Origin of the sequence: Arthrobacter sp. V1I7 (genome assembly GCF_030817015.1) — a bacterium.
Classification (GTDB): domain Bacteria; phylum Actinomycetota; class Actinomycetes; order Actinomycetales; family Micrococcaceae; genus Arthrobacter.
Genome location: NZ_JAUSYS010000001.1, coordinates 407,927 through 428,669 on the forward strand (window position 1 = coordinate 407,927; position 20,743 = coordinate 428,669).

Here is a 20,743-nt window from a genome sequence, read left to right on the forward strand (position 1 = left end):
GTTTCTTCCTTTACTGCTGGGTCGGGTGGTCTGTTGCGGCGGCCTGGGCGAGGTAGGCGTCCAGGGTGGCGCTGCGGTGCCGGCGGGCCGCCTTTTCGATCGTGTCGGCGCCGGCACCGGTTTCAATGAGCCGGAGCAGGGCCTCGTGCTCGTCCACGGACTCGTGGGCGCGGCCCGGGACGAAGCGGAACGTGGAGGACCGCAGCGACGCGAGCCGGTTCCAGCCCCGGTGCACAAGGTCCAAAATGTGCGGGTTGGGGCAATGCTCGAAAAGGACGCTGTGGAAGTCCTGGTTGAGCCGGGTGAAGCGGACGGGGTCGAAGTGCTGAAGGCAATCCCGCATCTCCGCGTTGACGGCGCGGGCGCGGGCGATGTCCGGGGCGCCGATGAGCGGTGCGGAAAGGGCAGTGGCAGCGCCTTCCACAATGCTCAGGGTCTGCATCGTATAGAGATATTCGGTGGGGTCGATCCCGGACACCGTGGCGCCGACGTTCCGCTCGAACGTGACCAGCCCTTCGGCTTCGAGCCGGCGGATGGCTTCACGGACCGGTACCACGCTGACGCCCAGGTCCTCGGCGATCTTGGCCAGCACCAGCCGGTAGCCGGGGGAATAGGACCCGTCCACGATCCGGGCCTTGACGGCGGCGTAGGCCTGCTCGGACTTGCTGCCCGTGCGCGTGCCGGCGATGGCTGTCTCAGTCATTTGGTGCCTGCTTCCCATTCCTCATAGCGGGCGCGCCACTTGGGGTTCAGCGGGTAGAGCCCGTCCACGCTGTGGCCCTGCGCCACCATTTCGGCGATGAACGTTTCCTCGCGTTCCTGGGCGATGGAATCGTCGGCGAGCTCTTCGGCAAGGGCCGGCGGGATCACCAGGATGCCGTCCGAGTCCGCCACGATGATGTCACCGGGCTGCACGGTGGTGCCGCCGCAGGCGATGGTGATGTCCGTGTCCCACGGGATGTGCCGGCGGCCCAGCACGGCGGGGTGGGGGTTGGAATAGTACGTGGGCATCTCCATCGCGGCCACGGCGGAGAAGTCCCGGACGCCGCCGTCGGTGATGATCGCCGCTGCACCCCGGACCTGGGCGCGCAGGGCCAGGATGTCGCCGATGGTGCCGGTGCCCTTTTCGCCGCGGGCTTCCATGACCAGGATTTCGCCCTCATTGACGGAATCGATGGCCTGCTTCTGGGCGTTGAAGCCGCCGCCGTGCGTCTTGAAGAGGTCCTCCCGGTTGGGCACATAGCGCAGGGTCCGGGCCCGGCCCACGATCCGCTTTTCCGGGCGGGTGGAGGTGAGACCGTCGATGCTGACGTTGTTGAGGCCGCGCTTGCGCAGCTGGGAGGACAGCGTGGCGGTGCAGACGCTTTCCAGTTTCGCCTTCAACTCCGGTGAGAGGACAGGCCCGACGGCGGCGAGCCCCGCCGCTTCACGGGAACCGTAGGCTTCCTCCCGCTGCAGGTCATCGGTCTTCGGGCCGGCACCAAAGTCAGCGAACGGCGTCGTGCCTTCCTGCACCGTGGTGGTGAGACGGCCGGTGGCCAAATTACCGTCGGCGGTGCTGACTTCCACCTCGACGACGTCGCCCGGTGTCGCGATGGAGGCGCCGGCCGGGGTGCCGGTCAGGATGATGTCGCCCTCTTCGAGGGTGAGCAGCTGGGACAGGTCTGCAACCAGGCGGGCGAACGGAAAGAGCAAATCTTCTGTCGTGTCGTCCTGGACCAGTTCCCCGTTGTGCCAGGTGCGGATCCGAAGTTTGGCGGGGTCCGCGGCATCCGCGGCGATCAGTCCCGGGCCGATCGGGGTGAAGCCGTCGCCGCCCTTGGACCGGAGGTTGGAGCCCTTGTCCGCGTAGCGGAGGTCGTAGACGCCGAGGTCGTTGCTGGCGGTGACCCATTCGACGTGGCTCCAGGCGTCCTCGATGCCCACGCGGCGGGCGGGCTTGCCGATGATCAGCGCGATCTCGCCCTCGTAACCGAGGAGTTCGCAGCCCACGGGGCGTTCCACCGTGCTGCCGCTCAGGGACAGTGACGATGAAGGCTTGAGGAAGTAGGACGGCTGCTCGGGAGTGCGACCCCGTTGCGCTGCCCGGCTGGGGTAGTTGATGTGCACCGCGATCACCTTGCGTGCCGCTGCCAGGGTGTCCTCGTTGACCTGCTCCAAAGCTGTCTCCTCATCGGGTACGAAATCGTATACGAAGACTATGGCCCAGGAGTGGCTGGACGTCAACCCTTGGTTTTTCGGAGGTTTCCGGAGCACTTGTAACGTGCGTCATGTCTGCCGTACAGTTTGGATCAGAGCATTGAGTTCAATTATGGAACATGCAGTTCTAATAACGAACATCACAATCCGAGGCGACGACCGCCACACAACGAAGTGAGGAAAGCCCGTGCAGTTCCACCACCACGGTTACGTATCCGGTGACCCGCGAGTCCAGCCAGCGGCCGGCGTCGGCATCGATCGGCCCACCGAGCTTCCCGACGAGGTCGACGTGCTCATAGTCGGCACCGGACCAGCCGGCATGCTCGCCGCCGCGCAGCTATCCCAGTTCCCGAGCGTTACGACGCGGATCGTGGAGCGCCGCCCGGGGAGGCTCGCTATCGGTCAGGCCGACGGCATCCAGGCCCGCAGTGTCGAGACCTTCCAGGCCTTCGGCTTCGCCGAGCGGATCATCGCCGAGGCGTACCGGATCACCGAAATGGCGTTCTGGAAGCCGGACGTCGCGGACCCCTCGCGCATCGTCCGGACCGCCCGCACGGCCGACGACCCCGCCGGCATCAGCGAGTTCCCGCACCTCATCGTCAACCAGGCCCGCGTCCTGGACTACTTCGCCGAGTTCATGGCCAACGCGCCTAGCCGGATGGCGCCCGATTACGGTTTCGAGTTCCGCGGCCTTGAGGTCACCGGCGAGGGGGAGTACCCCGTCACCGTGACCCTTCTCCACACCGCAGGCCCCAACGAGGGCCAGGAGCGCATTGTGCGGGCGAAGTACGTCGTCGGCGCGGACGGCGCGCGCAGCAAGGTGCGCGAATCGATCGGCTGCACCCTCGCCGGAGACCAGGCCAACCACGCCTGGGGCGTCATGGATGCCCTCGCCGTCACGGACTTCCCCGACATCCGCACCAAGTGCGCCATCCAGTCCGGCTCCGGCGGCAGCATCCTGCTGATCCCCCGCGAAGGCGGCCACCTCTTCCGCATGTATGTTGACCTCGGTGAGGTGGACCCCAACCACAAGGGCGCCGTGCGTAACACCACCGTCGAGGAAATCATTTCCAAGGCGAACGAGATCCTCCACCCCTACACCCTCGACGTCCGCAACATTGCCTGGCACAGCGTGTATGAAGTGGGCCACCGGCTCACGGACCGGTTCGACGACGTCCTTCCGGAGCAGCGCGGCACCCGGACGCCCCGTGTGTTCATCACGGGCGACGCGTGCCACACGCACAGCGCCAAGGCCGGCCAGGGCATGAACGTCTCCATGCAGGACGGATTCAACCTGGCCTGGAAGCTGGGACATGTGCTTGAGGGCCGCAGCCCGGAGAGCCTGCTGTCCACCTACTCCGCAGAGCGGCAGGTCGTCGCGAAGAACCTCATTGACTTCGACAAAGAGTGGTCCACGCTCATGGCGAAGAAGCCCGAGGAGTTCGAGAACCCCTCCGAGCTGGAGGACTTTTACGTAAGCACCGCCGAATTCCCCGCCGGCTTCATGACCCAGTACGCGCCGTCGGTACTTGTCGGTGGCTCTGATGACCAGGAGCTTGCCAGCGGCTTTCCGGTTGGCAAACGCTTCAAGTCCGCTCCCGTGGTGCGGGTCGGCGACACCAACCCCGTGCACCTCGGCCACCACGCCACGGCGGACGGCCGGTGGCGCATCTACGTCTTCGCGGACGCGGCACTCCCCGGAACGGGACAGCAGGGAATGGGACAGCAGGGAACGGGACAGCAGGGGGCTGTTTCACCCACCGAACGGTTCGCCGAGTGGATCGCGAACGCGCCGGAGTCGCCGCTGGCGGCCACGCCGGAAGGCGCCGATCCTGACGCCTGGTTCGACGTGAAAGTGATCTACCAGCAGGATCACGCGAGCATCGACATCGGCAGCGTTCCCGGCATTTTCAAGCCGCAGGTCGGCCCATTCAGGCTCACCGACTACGAGAAGGTGTACGCGGCCGATCCCGCCGCTGACATCTTCGAGTTGCGCGGCATCGACCGCGGCGGCGTCGTGGTGGTGGTCCGCCCGGACCAGTACGTGGCCCACGTCCTGCCGCTGACGGCGACGGCTGAGCTGGGTGCGTTTTTCGTGCCGCTCCTGCCGGACCGCAAGCCGGAATCGGATCCATCGACGGCGCTGCCTGAAGTTCCCGCCGCCGAAGCATCCCTCGTCGGCAACGGCGCCTAAAAAAGAACGGGGCCTAAAAAAGAGGGTTTGCCGGGGGAGTGCAGCGGCCTCCCGGCAGACCCTCCTGATCTCAACTTCTCCTGCCGAGTCATTTTTCCGAAAAGAATGCCGGAGACGCCTTTCGTCCGGTGTTGCGGCGCTGGTCAGCGGGCTCGGAGCCCTGCGACGCTGACATCAACAGCATGAAGGCACTTCTCCACTGCGGTGCGGGGCTCCAGCGCGTAGGAGCCGTCGCCGAAGAGTTCAAATGTCAACGCCCCCTGGTAATCCAGTTCGCTAAGACCGCGCAGGATCTCGTTAAGGTCCAGCGTCCCGTCTCCCCATGCCAGATGGCCACTGGGAGCGCCATCTACCAGATGCACGTGCCGGACCCTGTCACCAAACGCCCGTCCGTAATCGCTGATGTTGTCCCCGGCTACCGCCATGGCCACGGTGTCTATCACTACTCCCAGATTCGGAGATCCGACGTCGTGAATCATGCGTTCGAGCGAGGAAACGTCCGTGACCAGATTGGATTCCACCCTTTGGAGCGGTTCCAACACGCACACCACCCCCAGCTCCGCGGCCCGGGCGGTGATGGCCTGCAACCCCTGGACGGACCTTTCCCAGGCCGGCCCCGCCGGTTCATCCTCGTAGCCGCGCCCGGCAGTGAGGAACAAGAGCGGCGATTCCAGCTCGCTGCAGATTTCCGCTGCCCGCAGGAAAAGCCGCACGCTTTGCTCCCGCAGCCAGTCGGCCCCGGAGGCAACGTTGACCGGGTACGCCACCTGCTCCGGGGTGAGGCAAGCCAAGGTCAGCTCCCGCTCCTGCAACAGCTTCTTCACCTGCTGTAGCCGTGCCGCGTCGGTCTCGGGAATGTGCAGGTGGGGTGCGATGCCCCACAGCTCAATCTTGGTCCTGCCCAGATCCACCATGTCGTCGAGGCAGCGCTTCAGGGTGTGGTGCTGATAGGCGAAGTTTGAGCCGCAGGCCTGATCCGCAGTGACGGCGTACACGGCTACTTTCCGACGCCGTCGGCCAGGCCGCGGATGAAGTACCGCTGGCCGGCGAAGAAGAGCACGATGACCGGAAGGGCGGCGATCGCCATGCCGGCGAAAACCACAGGATAATCCGTGCCGTGTTTGGACATCAGATTGGTGAGCCCCACCGGCAGGGTCTGCAGGGCTCCGCCGCTGGTGAAGATCATCGCGAAAAGGTACTCGTTCCAGGTGAACAGTATGTTCAGCAGGACCGTCGAGACGATGATCGGACGGCACATAGGCAAAATGATCTGCCAAAAGGCCCGGGACTTTGACGCTCCATCCACAGCGGCTGCCTCGTCGACTTCGGCGGGAAGATCCATCATGTAGGCCCGGATCAGGAATGTGGTGAATGGGACGCGGAAGGCCGTGTAGAGGATCAGCAGGGCCCAAAAGCTGTTGTGTAGGCCCATCGCCTGGAACATTTTCACCAATGGAATGAGGGCGACAGTCGGCGCCAGCATCAGTCCGGCCAAGATGAGGATCAGCACGGTGCGGCTGAAAGGAATGCTGACCTTCGTCAGTCCGTAAGCCGCCCAGGCACTTACGAACACCGTGGTCACAGTGGAGGCCACTGTGACGAGGACGCTGGTGGTGAGGTAGTCGCCTACGCCGCGGTTCCAGGCCGTCGCATAGTTTTCCCATCGCCAGGCGACCGGGAGGGCGAAGGGATTGGCGAACAGCTCGGCGTTGGACTTCACTCCGTTCAGCAGCATCCACAGCAGCGGGTAGATGACCACCACCGCGAGGGCCAACAGGAAGGCCCGGACAAAAACCCGGCCAAGAATGACGAGTACGGACGTGCGGGTTACCATTCGATCCTCCTGCGCTTGGACAACCGGAGCTGCAGCACCGCGAGCACCAGCGTGATGACAAAAACGGCGGTGGCAATGGCGGCCGCGTAGCCGAAGTCGTTGCGAACAAAGCCACTGCGGTACAGCCAGGTGCCCAGGACCTGGCTGGAATTGTTCGGACCGCCGGTTGTCATCACCATGACTTCGTTGAACACCTGGAAAGCCCCGGACACCGTCACGATCATCATCAGGCTGCTCATCTCGCGGACCAGCGGCAGGGAGATGGAAAAGAAACGCCGGAAAGGACCGACCCCGTCGATGGAGGCTGCTTCATACAGCTCCGTGGGGATCCGCTGCAACGCGACGGCGAACAACAACGTGCAGTAGCCAAAACCCTGCCACTGGCTCATGGCGATAATGCCGAAGATTGCGGTATTTTCCTGCCCGAGCCAGGCCTGGGTGAAGCTGCCCAGGCCCAGGAACTCGAGTGCAGCGTTCAGGATGCCCATCCGCGGCTCGTAGATGAAGTAGAACAGCAGGCCGGCGACCGTGAGCGATATCGCGGATGGCACAAAGTACACTGCCCGGAGGATCCCGCGCCACCGTTCACTGCGCAGCCCTTCGATCATGGCCGCCAGGATGAGTGCCCCGAAGACCTGGAAAACGATCGAGATGCCGGCATAGAGGGTGTTGTTGAGCAACGATTTCCAAAAAATGGGGTCATTGAACATTTTGATGTAGTTGTCCGCGCCCACAAAAGTCTGACGTCCGCTGTAGATGTCCCACTTGAGCATGCTGAACCCGAGGTTCTGCACGAGTGGCAGGTAAGCGAAGACGCCCAAGAGCAGGACGGCGGGCAACACCCAGACCAGGTTCCGCCAACGCTGGTAGGTGCCCCTTTTCGCCGGCCGGTCCGCGCGGAGCGCGGGCGGTGGTGTCAGCGACGGCGGTGCCGCTGGCTTCCAGGCAGTATTGGAAACTGTCATGGCACTGCCCGCTACTTGGCCGCGCTGGAAGCGGACCGAACCGAAGCCAGCACCTGTTCGGGGCTTTGCGTTCCGGCGATCAGGGCTTCTCCGCCGGCCAGCCAGGCATCAGCGACGGCGGGGACCGTAACCGAGTCGAGCCAGATGATGGCGTCCGAGGCCTCATTCACCTTTTTGATGCCCTCCACTACCGGTGCTGTGGAGTTTTCTTCCGAGACCGCGCCCTTGACCGAACTGGGCTGGCCGTATGGCGGGGCTGAGAGTTTCGCGGCGTTCTGGGTGCTCGTCGCGAACTTCATGAAGTCTGCAGCGAGGGCGGCGTTTTTGGACTTGGCATTGATGATGTAACCCTCGGGAGATCCTTCAATGGCGTTGGTGTCACCCTTTGCGTCGACCGCGGCGGGCAGCTTGAAGATCCCTAGGCCGTCCTTTTTCAGGAGGGATTCGTCAGATGCCGTGGTGTCGAATTCGAGGACCTCCTGGTAGTACATTCCGGCCTTGCCCTCGGCCAAGGCCTGTTGCGCAGTCGTGTACAGCACTCCGTTGGAATCCTTGCCGCTGCCCGTGCATTCGTTGACCAGGGTGTTGAACTGCTCCATGGCCTGAAGGTAGCCCTTGTCGTCCAGCTTTGCGGACGCCGGGTCGAAGTCCGCGTTCAGCACCTCGGCCGGTACTTCGTAGGCGAACAGCTGCTGCAGGTAATGCAGCGCCGGCCAACCGTCTTTGTTTCCGAAAGAAATGGGCTCATATCCGGCGCCCTTGAGGACCGAGCAGGAGGAAACCAGCTCCTCGAAGCTCGACGGCGGCGTGAGTCCCAGTTCCTTGAAGATCCTTTGGTTGTATCCCATGAACTTGCCGTTGTTGTACAGCGGGACGGCAAAGTACTTGCCGTCCTTTTCGAAGGCTTTCAATGCCGATTCCCCGAATTTGTCCCCCCACTCGGTACCGGGCGCAATGGCGGGGGTGAGGTCGGCAGCAAGCCCGCCGTCGATGAAGTTGTTCGCCCAGTTACCCGCCCAGGTGAAGTAAACATCCGGCAGGGCCTGGGAGGCGGTGAGCGTTTTTGTCTTGTCCTTGATGCTCTGGTCCGTCTCCTGAATAAGCTCGAAGGAAACATCCGGGTGCATCTTCTGATACTCGGCGGCCAGATCTTCAAAGTATGGCTCGAGCGGGTCGCCACCAAATTTAGTCAGGATGCTGAGCTTGCCGGAGTATGCAGGTTCTTTGGAGAGGTCAAGGGGTGCGGCGGCCTGGCTTCCGCCGTCCGCGCAGCCTGTCAGGGCGAGGGCTGCGCCCGCGACCATTGCCGTAATCAAGTGCGTGCTTTTGCGCATCATATTTCTACTTTCGCTCGGTGGCCGATCAGCCGAGGCTTCACGATTTGGAGCGGCATCCCTACCCTCCATTGGATAAGGCGCCAGCCTCCATTACTGGAATATTGGAACTGGTGATACCGGTACCACAGTGAATCATGGTTTGGGCCGTTGGGGAAGAGGCCCCAGCGGGAAATGCGGGTGATTTTCTACTTGCCGAGTACAGCCGGCACTGGCCCGTCCGACGAGCGCACGATCAGGCTGGAGGGCAGGACATGCGCCTCTGGCGGGGAGGCATCCCCGTTGATGCGGGCTACGAGCTGTTGGGCCGCTACGGCGCCCAGCTCCCGCACCGGCTGCCGGATCATGGTCAGCGGCGGCTCCATCACGGCGGCCCAAGGACTGTCATCAAAGCCGATCAGCGATACGTCTTTCAGCAGCCGCAGATTGCGCGCCCGGAGTGCATGAAGCGCTCCCACGGTGGCCTCAGTCTCGGTAGTAAAGATTGCGGTTGGCGGATCCGCGAGTGCCAGCATGCCGCTGACAGCCCGGGTAGCTTGTCCTTCGTTTTTCAGGACGTGGGTCACCAGGGCGGTATCGAAAGGTATCCCGGCTTCTTCCAGGGCGTCGAGGTAGCCACGCAGGCGTTCGCCGTCGCTCCACAGGGCCTCGTCGAGGATGTGGTGCATCTGCTCGAGATCGGTTGCCGGACTGAGGGTCACCGGGCCCCAGGCAAAGGCAATTCTCCGGTGGCCGTTCTGGATAAGGGAGGCGACGGCGGCTCGGGCCGCCTCACGGTTGTCGATCACGACCGAATCGGTATCGAGGCTATCCACCAAGCGGTCAATCAGGACTACGGGAATACCGCGCTCCATGGCGTTGGTTAGGTGCGAGACATCGTCATTCCGACCCGCGGCCGAAGCCACCACCAGGCCGTCAACCTGTTTGGCGAGCAGTACGCCGATAGCGTCCCGCTCCAGCTCCAGTTTCTCGTCCGTGCTCAGGATGATGGCATCGTAGCCGGCCAGCTTTGCAGTTTCCGAAATGCCTTTGAGGACGCCGGAGAAGAACGGGTTGGCGACGTCTGCCAGCACGATTCCGAGCGTCTTGGTGACGCCCGTCGTCATGCTCCGCGCCAAGGTGTTGGGTTTATAGCCCAATCGCTCTGCGGCGAGCATCACCTTGGCGCGGGTCGCATCACTAACCGAGCCGTAATTTCCAAGGGTACGGGCGACCGTCGCCCTGCCTACGCCTGCAGCGGCGGCAACGTCTGTGATGGTCGGAGCAGCGTCATGGTGCTGATGGTCCGACGACATCCAGCTTCCCTTCTATGTCACGGGATCCGCAATGGCGTCCCGGCGCAGTTGTTTGTTCCTGCATCAGATCCTAGTTGGTGCAGCGACGGGTCGTCCGTATCCGAAGGCGCCCTCCACATAACACTGCTCCGCAGCAGTGCCGGCTGCAAAGGCCAGAGCCTCCCGAAGGCTGTCGGGGGATGGCCGGGAGTGCCTCGTCCAGCCGGCTTTGAGGAGGCTTACCACCAGCCCGGTCAAGAAGGCATCACCGCAGCCCATGGTGTCCGCGAACCGCAGGGCGTCCGTCGGAGCGGCCTTTTGGGTAAGGAAGTCGTTTCCGTCGAACAACACGGCCCCGTCTGCTCCCTTGGTACCGACCGCCAGGGAGGCACCTGCGGCAACGACCCGCCGCAGCTCATGTTCCGCGGAGTGCAGGTTATGACCCCCCAGCGAAAGCAGTGCCAGATCGATGAATGGGGCTGTCCGTCGAAGATACTGGTCTGTTCGCCGTTCCGGTTCGGAAGAGTAGTCAAAGCTGACCAGCGTGCCGGCAGTCCGCACGGCCGGAAGCTGCGGTTCTGACGCCGAATAGACGCTCGAATGCACGAGATCCGCCGTGGCCAGGTAGGCGAGGTGCTCCGGTTCCAGCGTGAAGGGCTGGCTTATGGTGACGCCTCCGTCGTTCCAGCCTAGAAATATCCGGTCGCCGTCGACAACCTTGATCTCGCTCACACCGTTGGGGCCTTCCCGGATGACGCAGCGGCTGATATCCACTCCCTCCTCCTGTAGTGCAGAGCGGACAAAGTCCCCATGCACGTCGCTGCCGAAAACGCCGAGGTAGGCGGAGTCCACGCCCAGGCGGCGCGCCAGAACTGCGAAGTTAACGCAGTTCCCCCCTGGGTAAATAACCCTGCGGTCAAGAAAGCGGTCCACAATGTTGTCCCCGAAGCCGATTACTTTCATGCTCTTCCTGTCTCGACGCTGCGGGCCCGGGCCGGCCGGGCCCGCAGTGCTCGGTGCCATGCCCCGGCGGCGGGGTGCGGCGAACGGTCTGGCCTCAGTATTCAACGACGCGGTAGTAGCGGCGCAGGTCAAGGGAGTGATTGCGGACCCGTTCGAGGTGCTTGCTGATCCGGTCAACCACGGTGTCCATGACCAAAGGTGCCAACAGGCCGCGGAACCGGGGGCTGATGCCCGGCAGTTCGTAGTCCTTTGTATCCAGGAGGGTGGTGTTTTTGTTGTAGTTCTCTGCGAACTTCGCCACCCGTTCCATGAGCGGCCGGCTTTCGTCCTCGCCGAGGAAAAGCATAAGGCTCGTATCTTCCTCGATGAGTTCCAGGGATCCATGGAAAAATTCGGCACCGTGGACGCGCGTAGTCCGGAGCCACTGCATTTCTTCGAGAATGCACATGGAGTACAGGTATGTGAAGCCCCAAAGGTTCCCGGCGCCGACGAGGAAATGGTAGTCTGCGTCCTTGTTTTTCTCGGCGAAAGCTTCCGCTGCGGGCTCGGCTTGGCGGGCGACGCCAACGAGGGTTTCGGGGATGGTCTGCAACTCCGCCGCAAACTCCTCATAGCCTTCAAACTCACCGCGCGCGGCGAGCAGGCGCGTAGTCAGGAGCAGCAACGGAATGTCGAACGGCCAGGTCTTCGGTTCGGTGACCAAGGCCACGTCCAGCGCCTTGGCAAACGGGCTGTCACCGAACCCCGTGAACCCCACCGTGTAGGCACCTTTGGCCTTGGCAAAATCGATGGATTCGATGACGTCTTCGGTGGTTCCGGAAACGGACGCGAAAACGGCGACGCTGCCCGGCCCGAAGGTGGGATCTTCGGTCAGCATAAGCTCTTTGCCGATAGAAGCTCGAACGGGCAGGGTGGAACGCGAGCGGATGAAATGCTCGTAGGGGAGCATGGCGGCGTAGGTACCACCGGCACCGATCAGGAAGACATTCTCGAAGTCCCGCTCCTGCAGCGAGTCCACAAGCTGTTCGATCTGTCCTTGCAGCGCCAGAGCGCTGCGGGTCTGGAGTAGGAATTTCTCTTCATTAAAGCCCAGCACGAGTGGTCCTTTCGTCGTTGGAGAGCCGGTACTGGTACGTGGTGATACCGGTATCACAGCTGTCCACATCGTGTCACGCAGCGAGCTGCGCGTCAATAGGGCCTGCTTTGGCACAAAAGGATTGGCGCCGGATTGAGCACACGGGCGCCCGGATTAAGTTGGAATCGCCAGACCGCGGAATCGCAGCCTTGGAGCCGCAATCCTCACCGTCTCTGAGGCCAACGTAGAGCGAGACTTGTGGTTGGCCAGGACCGTGATCGTCATGGTTCCGATGTATGCCCCTTAAGAGGGTGGCTCTCGAGCCGCCCCTGCCTGCCGGCACGGCGAACGCGCCCGCCGGGGGCCGGGCGGACAAAGGCGCCGAGGTGCTGGATTTTGACGGGCAATCGAGAGCGGCATGGAGGCGGCCAACGACGCGGCGTTCCAGGGTACGGAGTTCGTGTCCGAGGCAGACGAGGGAACGACGGGGCCGGGAAGCTCTATCGTCGTGGACCCGGACGGCAACCCGGTCCTCGTCGATAAGCACGTCTGATCTGCGAGGCGCCGCGTCCGGCTAGGGCAACCGCGACGGGCGCAACCGGGTCGCGTCGCCTGCACGTTCGGGGTCGAGCGGCACTGGGCTGTTCAGCACTGCCGGCCCGCGGTGCAGGACGCCGCCGGAAAGCACCTGGCACCGCACGCCGCCCCGCCCGCGCATGGCTTTGTGCGCACCCGGGGCGAGCATCTCATCCATCCAGGCACAAGGATGGGCGGGCCGCCCGGCCTTGAGCCGCACCAGGTCCCCGCGGGATTCCAGCGCGAAGTCGTGTCCGAGCAGCGGCGCCAGCTGGGCCCCTCTGAGGACCACGTTGCGACGGGTCAGGAGCGGGTCAAGGGGTGCCGTTCCCAGCTCCGCGGCGATGGCTTCGAGAGCCTCGATCGCGAACACGGTGACTGCGGCATCCATGTGCGCGGCCTTGCCGAAGAACCGATCACCGACGATGCCCTTGCCGGCCACGAGCTCCGCGTGCTCGGCATCTGCGGTGGGGACGTCGGCTGCGCCCTGGCGTGCGCGCCCGAAGTAGGCGTGCGCCGGCGACACGAGCAGATGCAGGACCTCCACGTCGTACCTGTAGCTAGCCGTCATCCTCCAAAACTATCGTCTCGCGCAGGCCTAAGCGTTCTGGGGCATCCTGGTGAACCCCGGTGGACTCAATTTTGCATCCCGCCCGCGCAACGGGTAAGGTGTGAGCCGTGTCACCCACCAGTGGCACGGCTTATGATCTGCGGCGGGAGAGTCCTGCCGGTACGTTCAGCAGGCGCCGTAGGAGCAAATCCTCCCCAGGAAACTCTCAGGCCCACGTACCGCCGCGGCAAGGCAACTCTGGAAAGCAGTCCGGGAAACCGGGCTCACCGACGGTGCAAGTGGCGCGCTGCTAACAGCAGGGCAAAACGGAAACTCTCAGGTCCAATACAGAGCGGGGAGGAACCCGAATCATCGTGGCGCTTTGGCGCCACCTGAATTATGGAGTTCCTCAATGACGGTTCAATCGTCCCCGTCCACGTTCGCAGACCGCCACATCGGCGCGCGCCGCCAAGCAGACATCGACACCATGCTCAAGGCCATCGGCTACGACAGCCTTGACGGCCTCGTCGACAATGCGGTGCCCGATTCCATCCGGCAGGAAAAGCCGCTCAGCCTGGACAGCGCCCTCAGCGAAGTTGAGGTGCTGGCCGAGCTGCGCAAGCTGGCCGCGAAGAACAAGACCGCGGTCCAGATGATCGGCCAGGGCTACTACGACACCGTCACCCCGCCGGTGATCCGCCGCAACATCCTCGAAGCCCCCGCCTGGTACACCGCGTACACCCCCTACCAGCCGGAAATCTCCCAGGGCCGGCTGGAGGCGCTGCTGAACTTCCAGACCATGGTCCAGGACCTCACCGCGCTCCCGGTAGCCAACGCGTCCCTCCTCGACGAGGCCACGGCCGTCGCCGAGGCCGTGCTCCTGATGCGCAGGGCAAATAAGTCCGCAGCGGCCCGGCACGGCAAGACCGTCCTCGATGCCGACTGCCTGCCGCAGACCATCGCCATCGTGCTGGGCCGCGCCGAAGCCCTCGGCTTCGAGGTGGAGGTCGCGGACCTCTCGAAGGGATTGCCCGACGGCGACATCAACGGTGTGGTGCTGCAGCAGCCGGGTGTTTCCGGCCGGGTGTGGGACCAGACCGCTGTGATCGCAGAGGCCAAGGACCGGGGGGCGCTGGTCACCGTGGCAGCCGACCTCCTTGCGCTCACCCTGATCACCCCTCCGGGCGAACAGGGTGCGGACATCGCAGTCGGTTCCACCCAGCGCCTGGGCGTGCCGCTGTTCTTCGGCGGCCCGCACGCGGCCTACATGGCGGTCCGGAACGGCATGGAACGCACGCTGCCCGGCCGCATTGTCGGCGTCTCCAAGGACAACGCCGGCGTCCCCGCCTACCGCCTGGCCCTCCAGACCCGCGAGCAGCACATCCGCCGCGAAAAGGCCACGTCCAACATCTGCACCGCGCAGGCACTGCTGGCCATCGTCTCCTCGTTCTACGCCGTTTACCACGGCCCCGAGGGACTGAAGGCCATCGCCGGGACCGTCCATAACAACGCCCGCGCCCTCGCCACTACGCTGAAGATCGCGGGCCGGGAACTGGTGAGCGAGTCCTTCTTCGACACCGTTACGGTCCGCGTGCCCGGCAAAGCCCGCAAGGTCATCACCGCCGCCGAGGCCCGTGGCATCAACCTGCGCCTCATCGATGCGGACACCGTTGGCGTGTCAGTCGATGAGACTACGACGGCGGAGGTCCTCTCCGGGGTCGTCGTCGCCTTTGGCGCCGGTCCGGTTGTGGAGGCCAAGGGTTTCGAGCTGCCCGGGACGGTGCTGCGCACCTCCGACTACCTCCAGCACCCGGTCTTCAACACGCACCGTTCCGAGACGCAGCTGCTGCGCTACATCCGCCGGCTCTCGGACCGGGACCTCGCCCTGGACCGCACCATGATCCCGCTCGGGTCCTGCACCATGAAGCTGAACGCGACGGCCGAGATGGAGGCCATCTCCTGGCCGGAATTCGCCTCCATCCACCCCTTCGCCCCGGACTCCCAGACCGAAGGCTGGCGTGAACTCATCGGCGGCCTCGAAGCTGACCTTGCCGAGATCACCGGCTACGACCAGGTGTCCATCCAGCCCAACGCAGGGTCGCAGGGTGAGCTCGCCGGGCTGCTGGCGATCCGCGGCTACCACCTTTCCCGCGGGGACCAGCAGCGCAACGTCTGCCTGATCCCGGCCTCCGCGCACGGCACCAACGCGGCCTCGGCCGTGCTGGCCGGCATGAAGGTCGTCGTCGTGGCCACCGCCGCCGACGGCACGATCGACCACGCGGACCTCACCGCCAAGATCGAGGCCCACAAGGACGCCCTGTCCTGCATCATGATCACCTACCCGTCCACGCATGGCGTGTACGACGCCGACGTCCGCGAGGTCTGCGACGCGATCCACGCCGCCGGCGGCCAGGTCTACGTTGACGGCGCCAACCTCAATGCCCTCGTCGGGCTGGCGCAGCCGGGGCTGTTCGGCGGCGACGTGTCGCACCTGAACCTGCACAAGACCTTCTGCATCCCGCACGGCGGCGGCGGACCCGGCGTCGGCCCGGTCGCGGCCAAGGCGCACCTGGCACCGTTCATGCCCGGGGACGCGAACAACCCCGCCTCGGGTAAGGGCGTTGCCATCTCCGCTTCGCGTTACGGGTCGGCCGGCGTGCTGCCGATCTCCTGGGCGTACGTGAAGCTCATGGGCGGTACGGGCCTGACCGAGGCCACCAAGTCCGCGCTGCTGGCCGCGAACTATGTCGCGTCGCGGTTGGATGAGCACTTCCCGGTGCTCTACACCGGCGAAGGCGGACTCGTGGCCCACGAATGCATCCTGGACCTGCGCGAACTCACGGCCAAGACGGGCGTGACCGCGGAGGACGTGGCCAAGCGCCTGATCGACTTCGGCTTCCACGCCCCCACACTGTCATTCCCGGTGGCCGGCACCCTGATGGTGGAGCCCACCGAGTCCGAAGACCTCGCGGAGATCGACCGCTTCATCGAGGCGATGATCACCATCCGCCAGGAAATCGACCAGGTCTCCGCCGGTGAGTTCACTGTGGAGAACTCGCCGCTGCGCAACGCACCGCACACGGCTGCCGCCGTCGTATCTTCCGACTGGAGCCGCGAATACCCGCGCGAGCAGGCCGCCTTCCCCGTGCACACGCTCCGGCAGGACAAGTACTTCCCGCCGGTCGGCCGGATCGACGGCGCCGCCGGCGACCGCAACCTGGTCTGCTCCTGCCCGCCCCTCTCCGAGTTTGAAAACTAAGGATCCCCTGATGACTGAGAACTACACCGCACTCTATGAAGAGCACAAGAAGGCCGGCGCCTCCTTCACGGACTTCGGCGGTTGGCAGATGCCCCTGAAGTACAACTCCGAGCTGTCCGAGCACCACGCTGTGCGCAACGCCGCGGGCCTGTTCGATCTCTCCCACATGGGCGAAGTCTGGGTCACCGGCCCGGACGCCGCCGCCTTTCTGGACTACGCACTGGCCGGCAAACTGTCGGCCTTGGCCGTGGGCAAGGCCAAGTACTCGCTGATCTGCCAGGAAGACGGCGGCATCATCGATGACCTGATCACGTACCGCCTCCCCGCGGCTGCGGATGGAACAGCGAAGTACCTGGTGGTCCCCAACGCCGGCAACGCCGTGGTGGTCGCCGCAGCACTGGCCGAACGGGCCGGGTCTGGCAAAGAGGGAGGATTCGACGTTACGGTGGAGGACGTTTCCGCCGAGACGTCGCTGATCGCCGTCCAGGGACCGAACGCAGAGGCCATCCTGCTGACGCTGGTCCCGGCGGAGCAGCACGCGCTGGTCACGGAGCTCAAGTACTACGCCGCCGTCGAGGTAGGCATCACCGTCAACGGCACTGTCGAGGAGCTCCTGCTGGCCCGCACCGGCTACACCGGCGAGGACGGCTTCGAGATCTACATTCCCAACGAGGACGCAGCCGGCCTGTGGCAGGCATTGTTGGAAACCGGCGCCGGCCACGGCCTCATCCCCGCGGGCTTGGCCTGCCGCGACTCGCTCCGCCTCGAGGCGGGCATGCCGCTGTACGGCAACGAGCTCTCCCGGGAAGGTAACCCCTATGCGGCAGGCCTGGGCCCGGTTGTCTCGCTCGCCAAGGAATCGGACTTCATCGGCAAGGCGGCCCTGAGCGAGCTCAAGGCAGCCGGTGCAGGAGCCACCACGGGCCGCAAGCTGGTGGGCCTCAAGGGCCTCGGCCGCCGCGCCGGCCGCGGCCACTACCCGGTCCTCAAGGACGGCAACGTTGTCGGCGAAGTCACCTCCGGCCAGCCCAGCCCGAGCCTGGGCTACCCCATTGCCATGGCCTATGTCGACGTCGCGTTCACCGAGCCCGGCACGGCCCTGGACGTCGACCTGCGCGGCAAGGCAGAGCCGTTCGAAGTCGTGGCACTGCCGTTCTACAAGCGCGCAAAGTAGCCAACCCCCACCAGACGCTCTCTCACTTCCTGCAGGGTTTGAGCCAACGCTCTCTCACATCTTGCAGGGATTGAGCCAGCGCTCTCTCACTTTCGCAAACCAAATTAAGGACACATATGAGCAAGGTTGTTGCTGAACTGAAGTACTCCGCAGAGCACGAGTGGGTTGCTGCGGACGGATCCGGCCCTGTCGGGATCGGCATTTCGGCCGTGGCCGCCGATGCCCTGGGTGACATTGTGTACGTGGACCTGCCCGAGGTGGGCTCGGCGGTGACCGCGGGGGAGACCTGCGGCGAGGTGGAGTCCACCAAGTCCGTCTCGGACCTGTATGCCCCGGTGACGGGCGAGGTCGTGGAAATCAATCCCGCCGTCGTGAGCGACCCCGCGCTGATTAACAGCGACCCGTACGGTGCCGGCTGGCTGTTCAAGGTCGCTGTGACCGAAGAAGGTCCGCTGATGTCCGCTGAAGAGTACGCAGCAACCAACGGCGGCGAACTGTGAGCGCCCCGGCCGGCACCGCGACGGTGACGTTCGAGCAGGTCGTCGCCCCGTCCCTGGACGCGGACCTGGCCGCGCTGGACCCGGAGATCGCCGCGAAGATCGACGATGAGCTGACCCGCCAGCGGGACGGCCTGGAGATGATCGCCTCGGAGAACCACACCGCCAAGGCCGTGATGCAGGCGCAGGGCTCTGTGCTGACCAACAAGTACGCCGAGGGCTACCCGGGCAAGCGCTACTACGGCGGCTGCGAGCACGTGGACGTGATCGAACAGCTCGCGATCGACCGGGTCAAGGCCCTGTTCGGTGCCGGGTACGCGAACGTGCAGCCGCACTCCGGCGCGCAGGCCAACGCCTCCGTGATGCACGCCCTGATCCGTCCGGGCGACACCATCATGGGCCTGAACCTGGCGCACGGCGGGCACCTCACGCACGGCATGAAGATCAACTTCTCCGGCCGGCTGTACAACGTGATCCCGTACCAGGTCCGCGAAGAGGACCACCGGATCGACATGGCCGAGGTGGAGCGCCTCGCGCAGGAGCACAAGCCGGCCCTGATCGTGGCCGGCTGGTCCGCGTACGCCCGGCAGCTGGACTTCGCGGAGTTCCGCCGGATCGCCGATTCCGTAGGCGCCTACCTGATGGTGGACATGGCGCACTTCGCCGGGCTGGTCGCCGCCGGGCTGCACCCCTCACCGGTGCCGCACGCGCACGTGGCCACCTCCACGACGCACAAGACCCTCGCCGGTCCGCGCGGCGGGATCATCCTGACCAACGACGCCGACATCGCCAAGAAGATCAACTCGGCCGTGTTCCCCGGCCAGCAGGGCGGCCCGCTGGAGCACGTCATCGCCGGGAAGGCCGTGGCCTTCAAGATCGCCGCGTCGCCGGAATTCAAGGAACGCCAGGAACGCGTCCTGGCCGGCGCCCGGATCCTGGCCGAACGGCTCATCCAGCCCGACGTCACGGCGAAGGGGATATCCGTGATCTCCGGCGGCACCGACGTGCACCTGGTCCTGGTGGACCTGCGCCACTGTGAACTGGATGGCCAGCAGGCCGAGGACCGGCTCGCGGCCATTGACATCACCGTCAACCGCAACGCCGTGCCGTTCGATCCGCGCCCGCCGATGGTCACCTCGGGGCTGCGCATCGGTACGCCGGCGCTGGCCACCCGCGGTTTCGGCGAAGCGGCCTTTGCCGAGGTCGCGGAGATCATCGCCGAGGCCCTGATCGCCGACGCCGGCGCGGACCTGTCGGCGCTGCGCTCCCGGGTGGAGGCCCTCGCCGCCGCCCACCCGCTCTACCCTTCGGTTGCAAACCTCTCCTAGCGCGGAGGGGGCGCTTTACCGCACCGGTACCGGGCATTGGAGGCCGGGACCGGTGCGGCTCAGCCCCGCTGCAAAGCCGTTGCCCATCATTCTCTTTTCTTTCCGCGGAAGGTACACATCATGGCTGTTGGAGTCTTTGACCTTTTTTCCATCGGCATAGGACCGTCCAGTTCACACACGGTGGGCCCCATGCGGGCCGCAGCCGTGTTTGCCGAGGAGCTCAAATCCCTTGGCAAGCTGGCGGACGCTGCGTCGCTGCGGGTGGACCTCTACGGCTCCCTCGCCGCCACCGGGCACGGCCACGGCACCATGACCGCGATCCTGCTGGGCCTGGAGGGCTTCCACCCGGAGCTGATCCTGCCCGAGGACGTGGAGGAACGGCTGGCCGCGATCGCCGAAACCGGAACGCTGCAGCTGGCCGGATCCGTTCCGTTGCCCTACGGGGTCAAGGACATGGTGCTGCGCCCGCTGACCATCCTGCCGCGGCACACCAACGGCATGACGTTCACGGTGTCCGGCGCCGACGGCGAAGTCCTGCACAGTGCCACCTTCTTTTCGGTCGGCGGTGGCTTCATCGTGAGTGAGGGCGAGGAGGACGCCGCGCTCAAGGAACTCGACGAGTCCAAGAAAGAGCTACCGCTGCCGTTCCGCACCGCTGCGGAGCTGCTGGAACACTGCCAGTCCAGGGGCCTCTCGATCGGCGAGGTCATGTTCATCAACGAGCGTGCCTCCCGCTCGGAGGAGGAGATCCGCGAGGGCCTGCTGCACATCTACTCCGTGATGGAGGGCTGTGTCCAGGTCAGCCTCGGACGCGTTGGCCTGCTGCCCGGCGGGCTGAAGGTCCGCCGTCGGGCTCCCGACTGGCATGACCGCCTGCTGAAGGAGGACAAGGACCGGGACCCGAAGTACTGGCAGGAATGGGTCAACCTGATCGCCCTCGCCGTCAACGAGGAAAACGCTTCCGGCGGCCGGGTGGTCACCGCGCCCACGAACGGCGCGGCCGGCATCATCCCGGCGGTGCTCTACTACGCCCTGCACTTCGCCCCGGGCATGGACAAGGCCACGCAGCAGGACCGCGACGACGTCGTGGTGAAGTTCCTGCTCACCGCCGCCGCCGTCGGGGTGCTCTATAAGGAGCAGGCTTCGATTTCCGGGGCGGAGGTGGGCTGCCAGGGCGAGGTGGGATCGGCGTCGTCGATGGCCGCCGCCGGCCTGGCCGAGGTGATGGGCGGGACGCCGGCGCAGGTGGAGAACGCCGCGGAGATCGCGATGGAGCACAACCTGGGACTGACCTGCGACCCCATCGGCGGGCTCGTCCAGATCCCCTGCATCGAACGCAACGCGATCGCCGCCGCGAAGGCGATCAACGCCGCCAAGATGGCGCTCTGGGGTGACGGGTCGCACCGGGTGTCGCTGGACGAGGTCATCGTGACCATGCGTGAGACCGGCAAGGACATGAGCTCCAAATACAAGGAAACGGCCATGGGCGGCCTCGCCGTCAACGTCGTCGAATGCTGAAGG

Annotated in this window: 17 protein-coding genes and 1 riboswitch; of the genes, 7 read left to right on the forward strand and 10 right to left on the reverse strand. The window is 65.0% G+C overall.

Annotation, left to right across the window (positions count from 1 at the left end; all coding sequences use genetic code 11):
* Nucleotides 1–10 precede the first annotated feature (10 nt).
* Both QFZ69_RS01865 and QFZ69_RS01870 read right to left on the reverse strand, forming a co-directional pair.
* Complete coding sequence (locus tag QFZ69_RS01865) at nucleotides 11–703, reverse strand: GntR family transcriptional regulator (RefSeq protein WP_306915229.1); 693 nt, start codon at nucleotides 701–703, stop codon at nucleotides 11–13.
* Nucleotides 700–2,160, reverse strand: a complete 1,461-nt coding sequence (locus tag QFZ69_RS01870) for a fumarylacetoacetate hydrolase family protein (RefSeq protein WP_306919565.1) — start codon at nucleotides 2,158–2,160, stop codon at nucleotides 700–702. Before QFZ69_RS01870 ends, QFZ69_RS01865 begins: the two co-directional genes overlap by 4 nt.
* A 226-nt stretch (nucleotides 2,161–2,386) precedes the next feature.
* Between QFZ69_RS01870 and QFZ69_RS01875 the strand changes: the two genes are divergently transcribed.
* Nucleotides 2,387–4,393 (forward strand): FAD-binding monooxygenase, encoded by a 2,007-nt coding sequence (locus tag QFZ69_RS01875; RefSeq protein ID WP_306915231.1) that lies wholly within the window; start codon nucleotides 2,387–2,389, stop codon nucleotides 4,391–4,393.
* A gap of 143 nt (nucleotides 4,394–4,536) precedes the next feature.
* On the opposite strand, the gene QFZ69_RS01880 is transcribed toward QFZ69_RS01875, so the two are convergent.
* The 7 genes from QFZ69_RS01880 to QFZ69_RS01910 form a co-directional block, all read right to left on the reverse strand.
* Nucleotides 4,537–5,388 carry a sugar phosphate isomerase/epimerase gene (locus tag QFZ69_RS01880; protein ID WP_306915233.1) on the reverse strand — a complete coding sequence of 284 codons (852 nt, stop codon included), beginning with the start codon at nucleotides 5,386–5,388 and terminating at the stop codon, nucleotides 4,537–4,539.
* A 2-nt stretch (nucleotides 5,389–5,390) separates the two neighbouring features.
* The gene (locus QFZ69_RS01885) at nucleotides 5,391–6,227 is read right to left on the reverse strand and encodes a carbohydrate ABC transporter permease (protein WP_306915235.1); all 837 of its coding nucleotides are present in this window, start codon (nucleotides 6,225–6,227) and stop codon (nucleotides 5,391–5,393) included.
* Nucleotides 6,221–7,192, reverse strand: a complete 972-nt coding sequence (locus tag QFZ69_RS01890; RefSeq protein ID WP_306915236.1) for a carbohydrate ABC transporter permease — start codon at nucleotides 7,190–7,192, stop codon at nucleotides 6,221–6,223. Before QFZ69_RS01890 ends, QFZ69_RS01885 begins: the two co-directional genes overlap by 7 nt.
* Nucleotides 7,193–7,203: 11 nt before the next feature.
* Nucleotides 7,204–8,529, reverse strand: coding sequence for an ABC transporter substrate-binding protein (locus QFZ69_RS01895; RefSeq protein WP_306915238.1), 1,326 nt, complete (start codon nucleotides 8,527–8,529; stop codon nucleotides 7,204–7,206).
* Between the two features lie 185 nt (nucleotides 8,530–8,714).
* Nucleotides 8,715–9,821, reverse strand: coding sequence for a LacI family DNA-binding transcriptional regulator (locus QFZ69_RS01900; protein WP_306915240.1), 1,107 nt, complete (start codon nucleotides 9,819–9,821; stop codon nucleotides 8,715–8,717).
* Between the two features lie 63 nt (nucleotides 9,822–9,884).
* A complete protein-coding gene (locus QFZ69_RS01905) occupies nucleotides 9,885–10,763 on the reverse strand; it encodes a PfkB family carbohydrate kinase (protein WP_306915242.1) in 879 nt (292 codons plus the stop codon).
* 94 nt (nucleotides 10,764–10,857) lie between these two features.
* A complete protein-coding gene (locus QFZ69_RS01910) occupies nucleotides 10,858–11,859 on the reverse strand; it encodes an SIS domain-containing protein (protein WP_306915244.1) in 1,002 nt (333 codons plus the stop codon).
* 397 nt (nucleotides 11,860–12,256) lie between these two features.
* Between QFZ69_RS01910 and QFZ69_RS01915 the strand changes: the two genes are divergently transcribed.
* Nucleotides 12,257–12,391, forward strand: coding sequence for a hypothetical protein (locus QFZ69_RS01915; RefSeq protein WP_306915245.1), 135 nt, complete (start codon nucleotides 12,257–12,259; stop codon nucleotides 12,389–12,391).
* Nucleotides 12,392–12,412: 21 nt separating this feature from the next.
* Here QFZ69_RS01915 and QFZ69_RS01920 read toward each other — a convergent pair whose 3' ends face one another.
* Nucleotides 12,413–12,985 carry an MOSC domain-containing protein gene (locus QFZ69_RS01920; RefSeq protein WP_306915247.1) on the reverse strand — a complete coding sequence of 191 codons (573 nt, stop codon included), beginning with the start codon at nucleotides 12,983–12,985 and terminating at the stop codon, nucleotides 12,413–12,415.
* A 133-nt stretch (nucleotides 12,986–13,118) separates the two neighbouring features.
* Nucleotides 13,119–13,216: riboswitch (glycine riboswitch) on the forward strand.
* A gap of 160 nt (nucleotides 13,217–13,376) precedes the next feature.
* On the opposite strand from QFZ69_RS01920, the gene gcvP reads away from it, so the two are divergent.
* The 5 genes from gcvP (at nucleotide 13,377) to QFZ69_RS01945 (ending at nucleotide 20,740) form a co-directional block, all read left to right on the forward strand.
* The gene (gene gcvP, locus QFZ69_RS01925; protein ID WP_306915249.1) at nucleotides 13,377–16,223 is read left to right on the forward strand and encodes an aminomethyl-transferring glycine dehydrogenase; all 2,847 of its coding nucleotides are present in this window, start codon (nucleotides 13,377–13,379) and stop codon (nucleotides 16,221–16,223) included.
* A gap of 10 nt (nucleotides 16,224–16,233) precedes the next feature.
* Entirely contained in the window at nucleotides 16,234–17,397 is a 1,164-nt protein-coding gene (gene gcvT, locus QFZ69_RS01930; protein ID WP_306915251.1) for a glycine cleavage system aminomethyltransferase GcvT, read from the forward strand.
* Nucleotides 17,398–17,513: 116 nt separating this feature from the next.
* A complete protein-coding gene (gene gcvH, locus QFZ69_RS01935) occupies nucleotides 17,514–17,897 on the forward strand; it encodes a glycine cleavage system protein GcvH (protein WP_306913125.1) in 384 nt (127 codons plus the stop codon).
* Nucleotides 17,894–19,222 (forward strand): serine hydroxymethyltransferase, encoded by a 1,329-nt coding sequence (gene glyA / locus QFZ69_RS01940; RefSeq protein ID WP_306915253.1) that lies wholly within the window; start codon nucleotides 17,894–17,896, stop codon nucleotides 19,220–19,222. The genes gcvH and glyA overlap by 4 nt, the downstream gene beginning before the upstream one ends.
* Before the next feature lie 120 nt (nucleotides 19,223–19,342).
* Complete coding sequence (locus tag QFZ69_RS01945; RefSeq protein WP_306915255.1) at nucleotides 19,343–20,740, forward strand: L-serine ammonia-lyase; 1,398 nt, start codon at nucleotides 19,343–19,345, stop codon at nucleotides 20,738–20,740.
* Nucleotides 20,741–20,743: the final 3 nt, after the last annotated feature.

Coding starts and splice junctions, on each gene's coding strand:
- QFZ69_RS01895 (WP_306915238.1), bottom strand. CDS start 8,529: ATGATGCGCAAAAGCACGCACTTGATTACGGCAATGGTCGCGGGCGCA.
- QFZ69_RS01865 (WP_306915229.1), bottom strand. CDS start 703: ATGACTGAGACAGCCATCGCCGGCACGCGCACGGGCAGCAAGTCCGAG.
- QFZ69_RS01920 (WP_306915247.1), bottom strand. CDS start 12,985: ATGACGGCTAGCTACAGGTACGACGTGGAGGTCCTGCATCTGCTCGTG.
- gcvH (WP_306913125.1), top strand. CDS start 17,514: ATGAGCAAGGTTGTTGCTGAACTGAAGTACTCCGCAGAGCACGAGTGG.
- QFZ69_RS01945 (WP_306915255.1), top strand. CDS start 19,343: ATGGCTGTTGGAGTCTTTGACCTTTTTTCCATCGGCATAGGACCGTCC.
- QFZ69_RS01885 (WP_306915235.1), bottom strand. CDS start 6,227: ATGGTAACCCGCACGTCCGTACTCGTCATTCTTGGCCGGGTTTTTGTC.
- gcvT (WP_306915251.1), top strand. CDS start 16,234: ATGACTGAGAACTACACCGCACTCTATGAAGAGCACAAGAAGGCCGGC.
- QFZ69_RS01900 (WP_306915240.1), bottom strand. CDS start 9,821: ATGTCGTCGGACCATCAGCACCATGACGCTGCTCCGACCATCACAGAC.
- QFZ69_RS01905 (WP_306915242.1), bottom strand. CDS start 10,763: ATGAAAGTAATCGGCTTCGGGGACAACATTGTGGACCGCTTTCTTGAC.
- gcvP (WP_306915249.1), top strand. CDS start 13,377: ATGACGGTTCAATCGTCCCCGTCCACGTTCGCAGACCGCCACATCGGC.
- QFZ69_RS01890 (WP_306915236.1), bottom strand. CDS start 7,192: ATGACAGTTTCCAATACTGCCTGGAAGCCAGCGGCACCGCCGTCGCTG.
- QFZ69_RS01915 (WP_306915245.1), top strand. CDS start 12,257: ATGGAGGCGGCCAACGACGCGGCGTTCCAGGGTACGGAGTTCGTGTCC.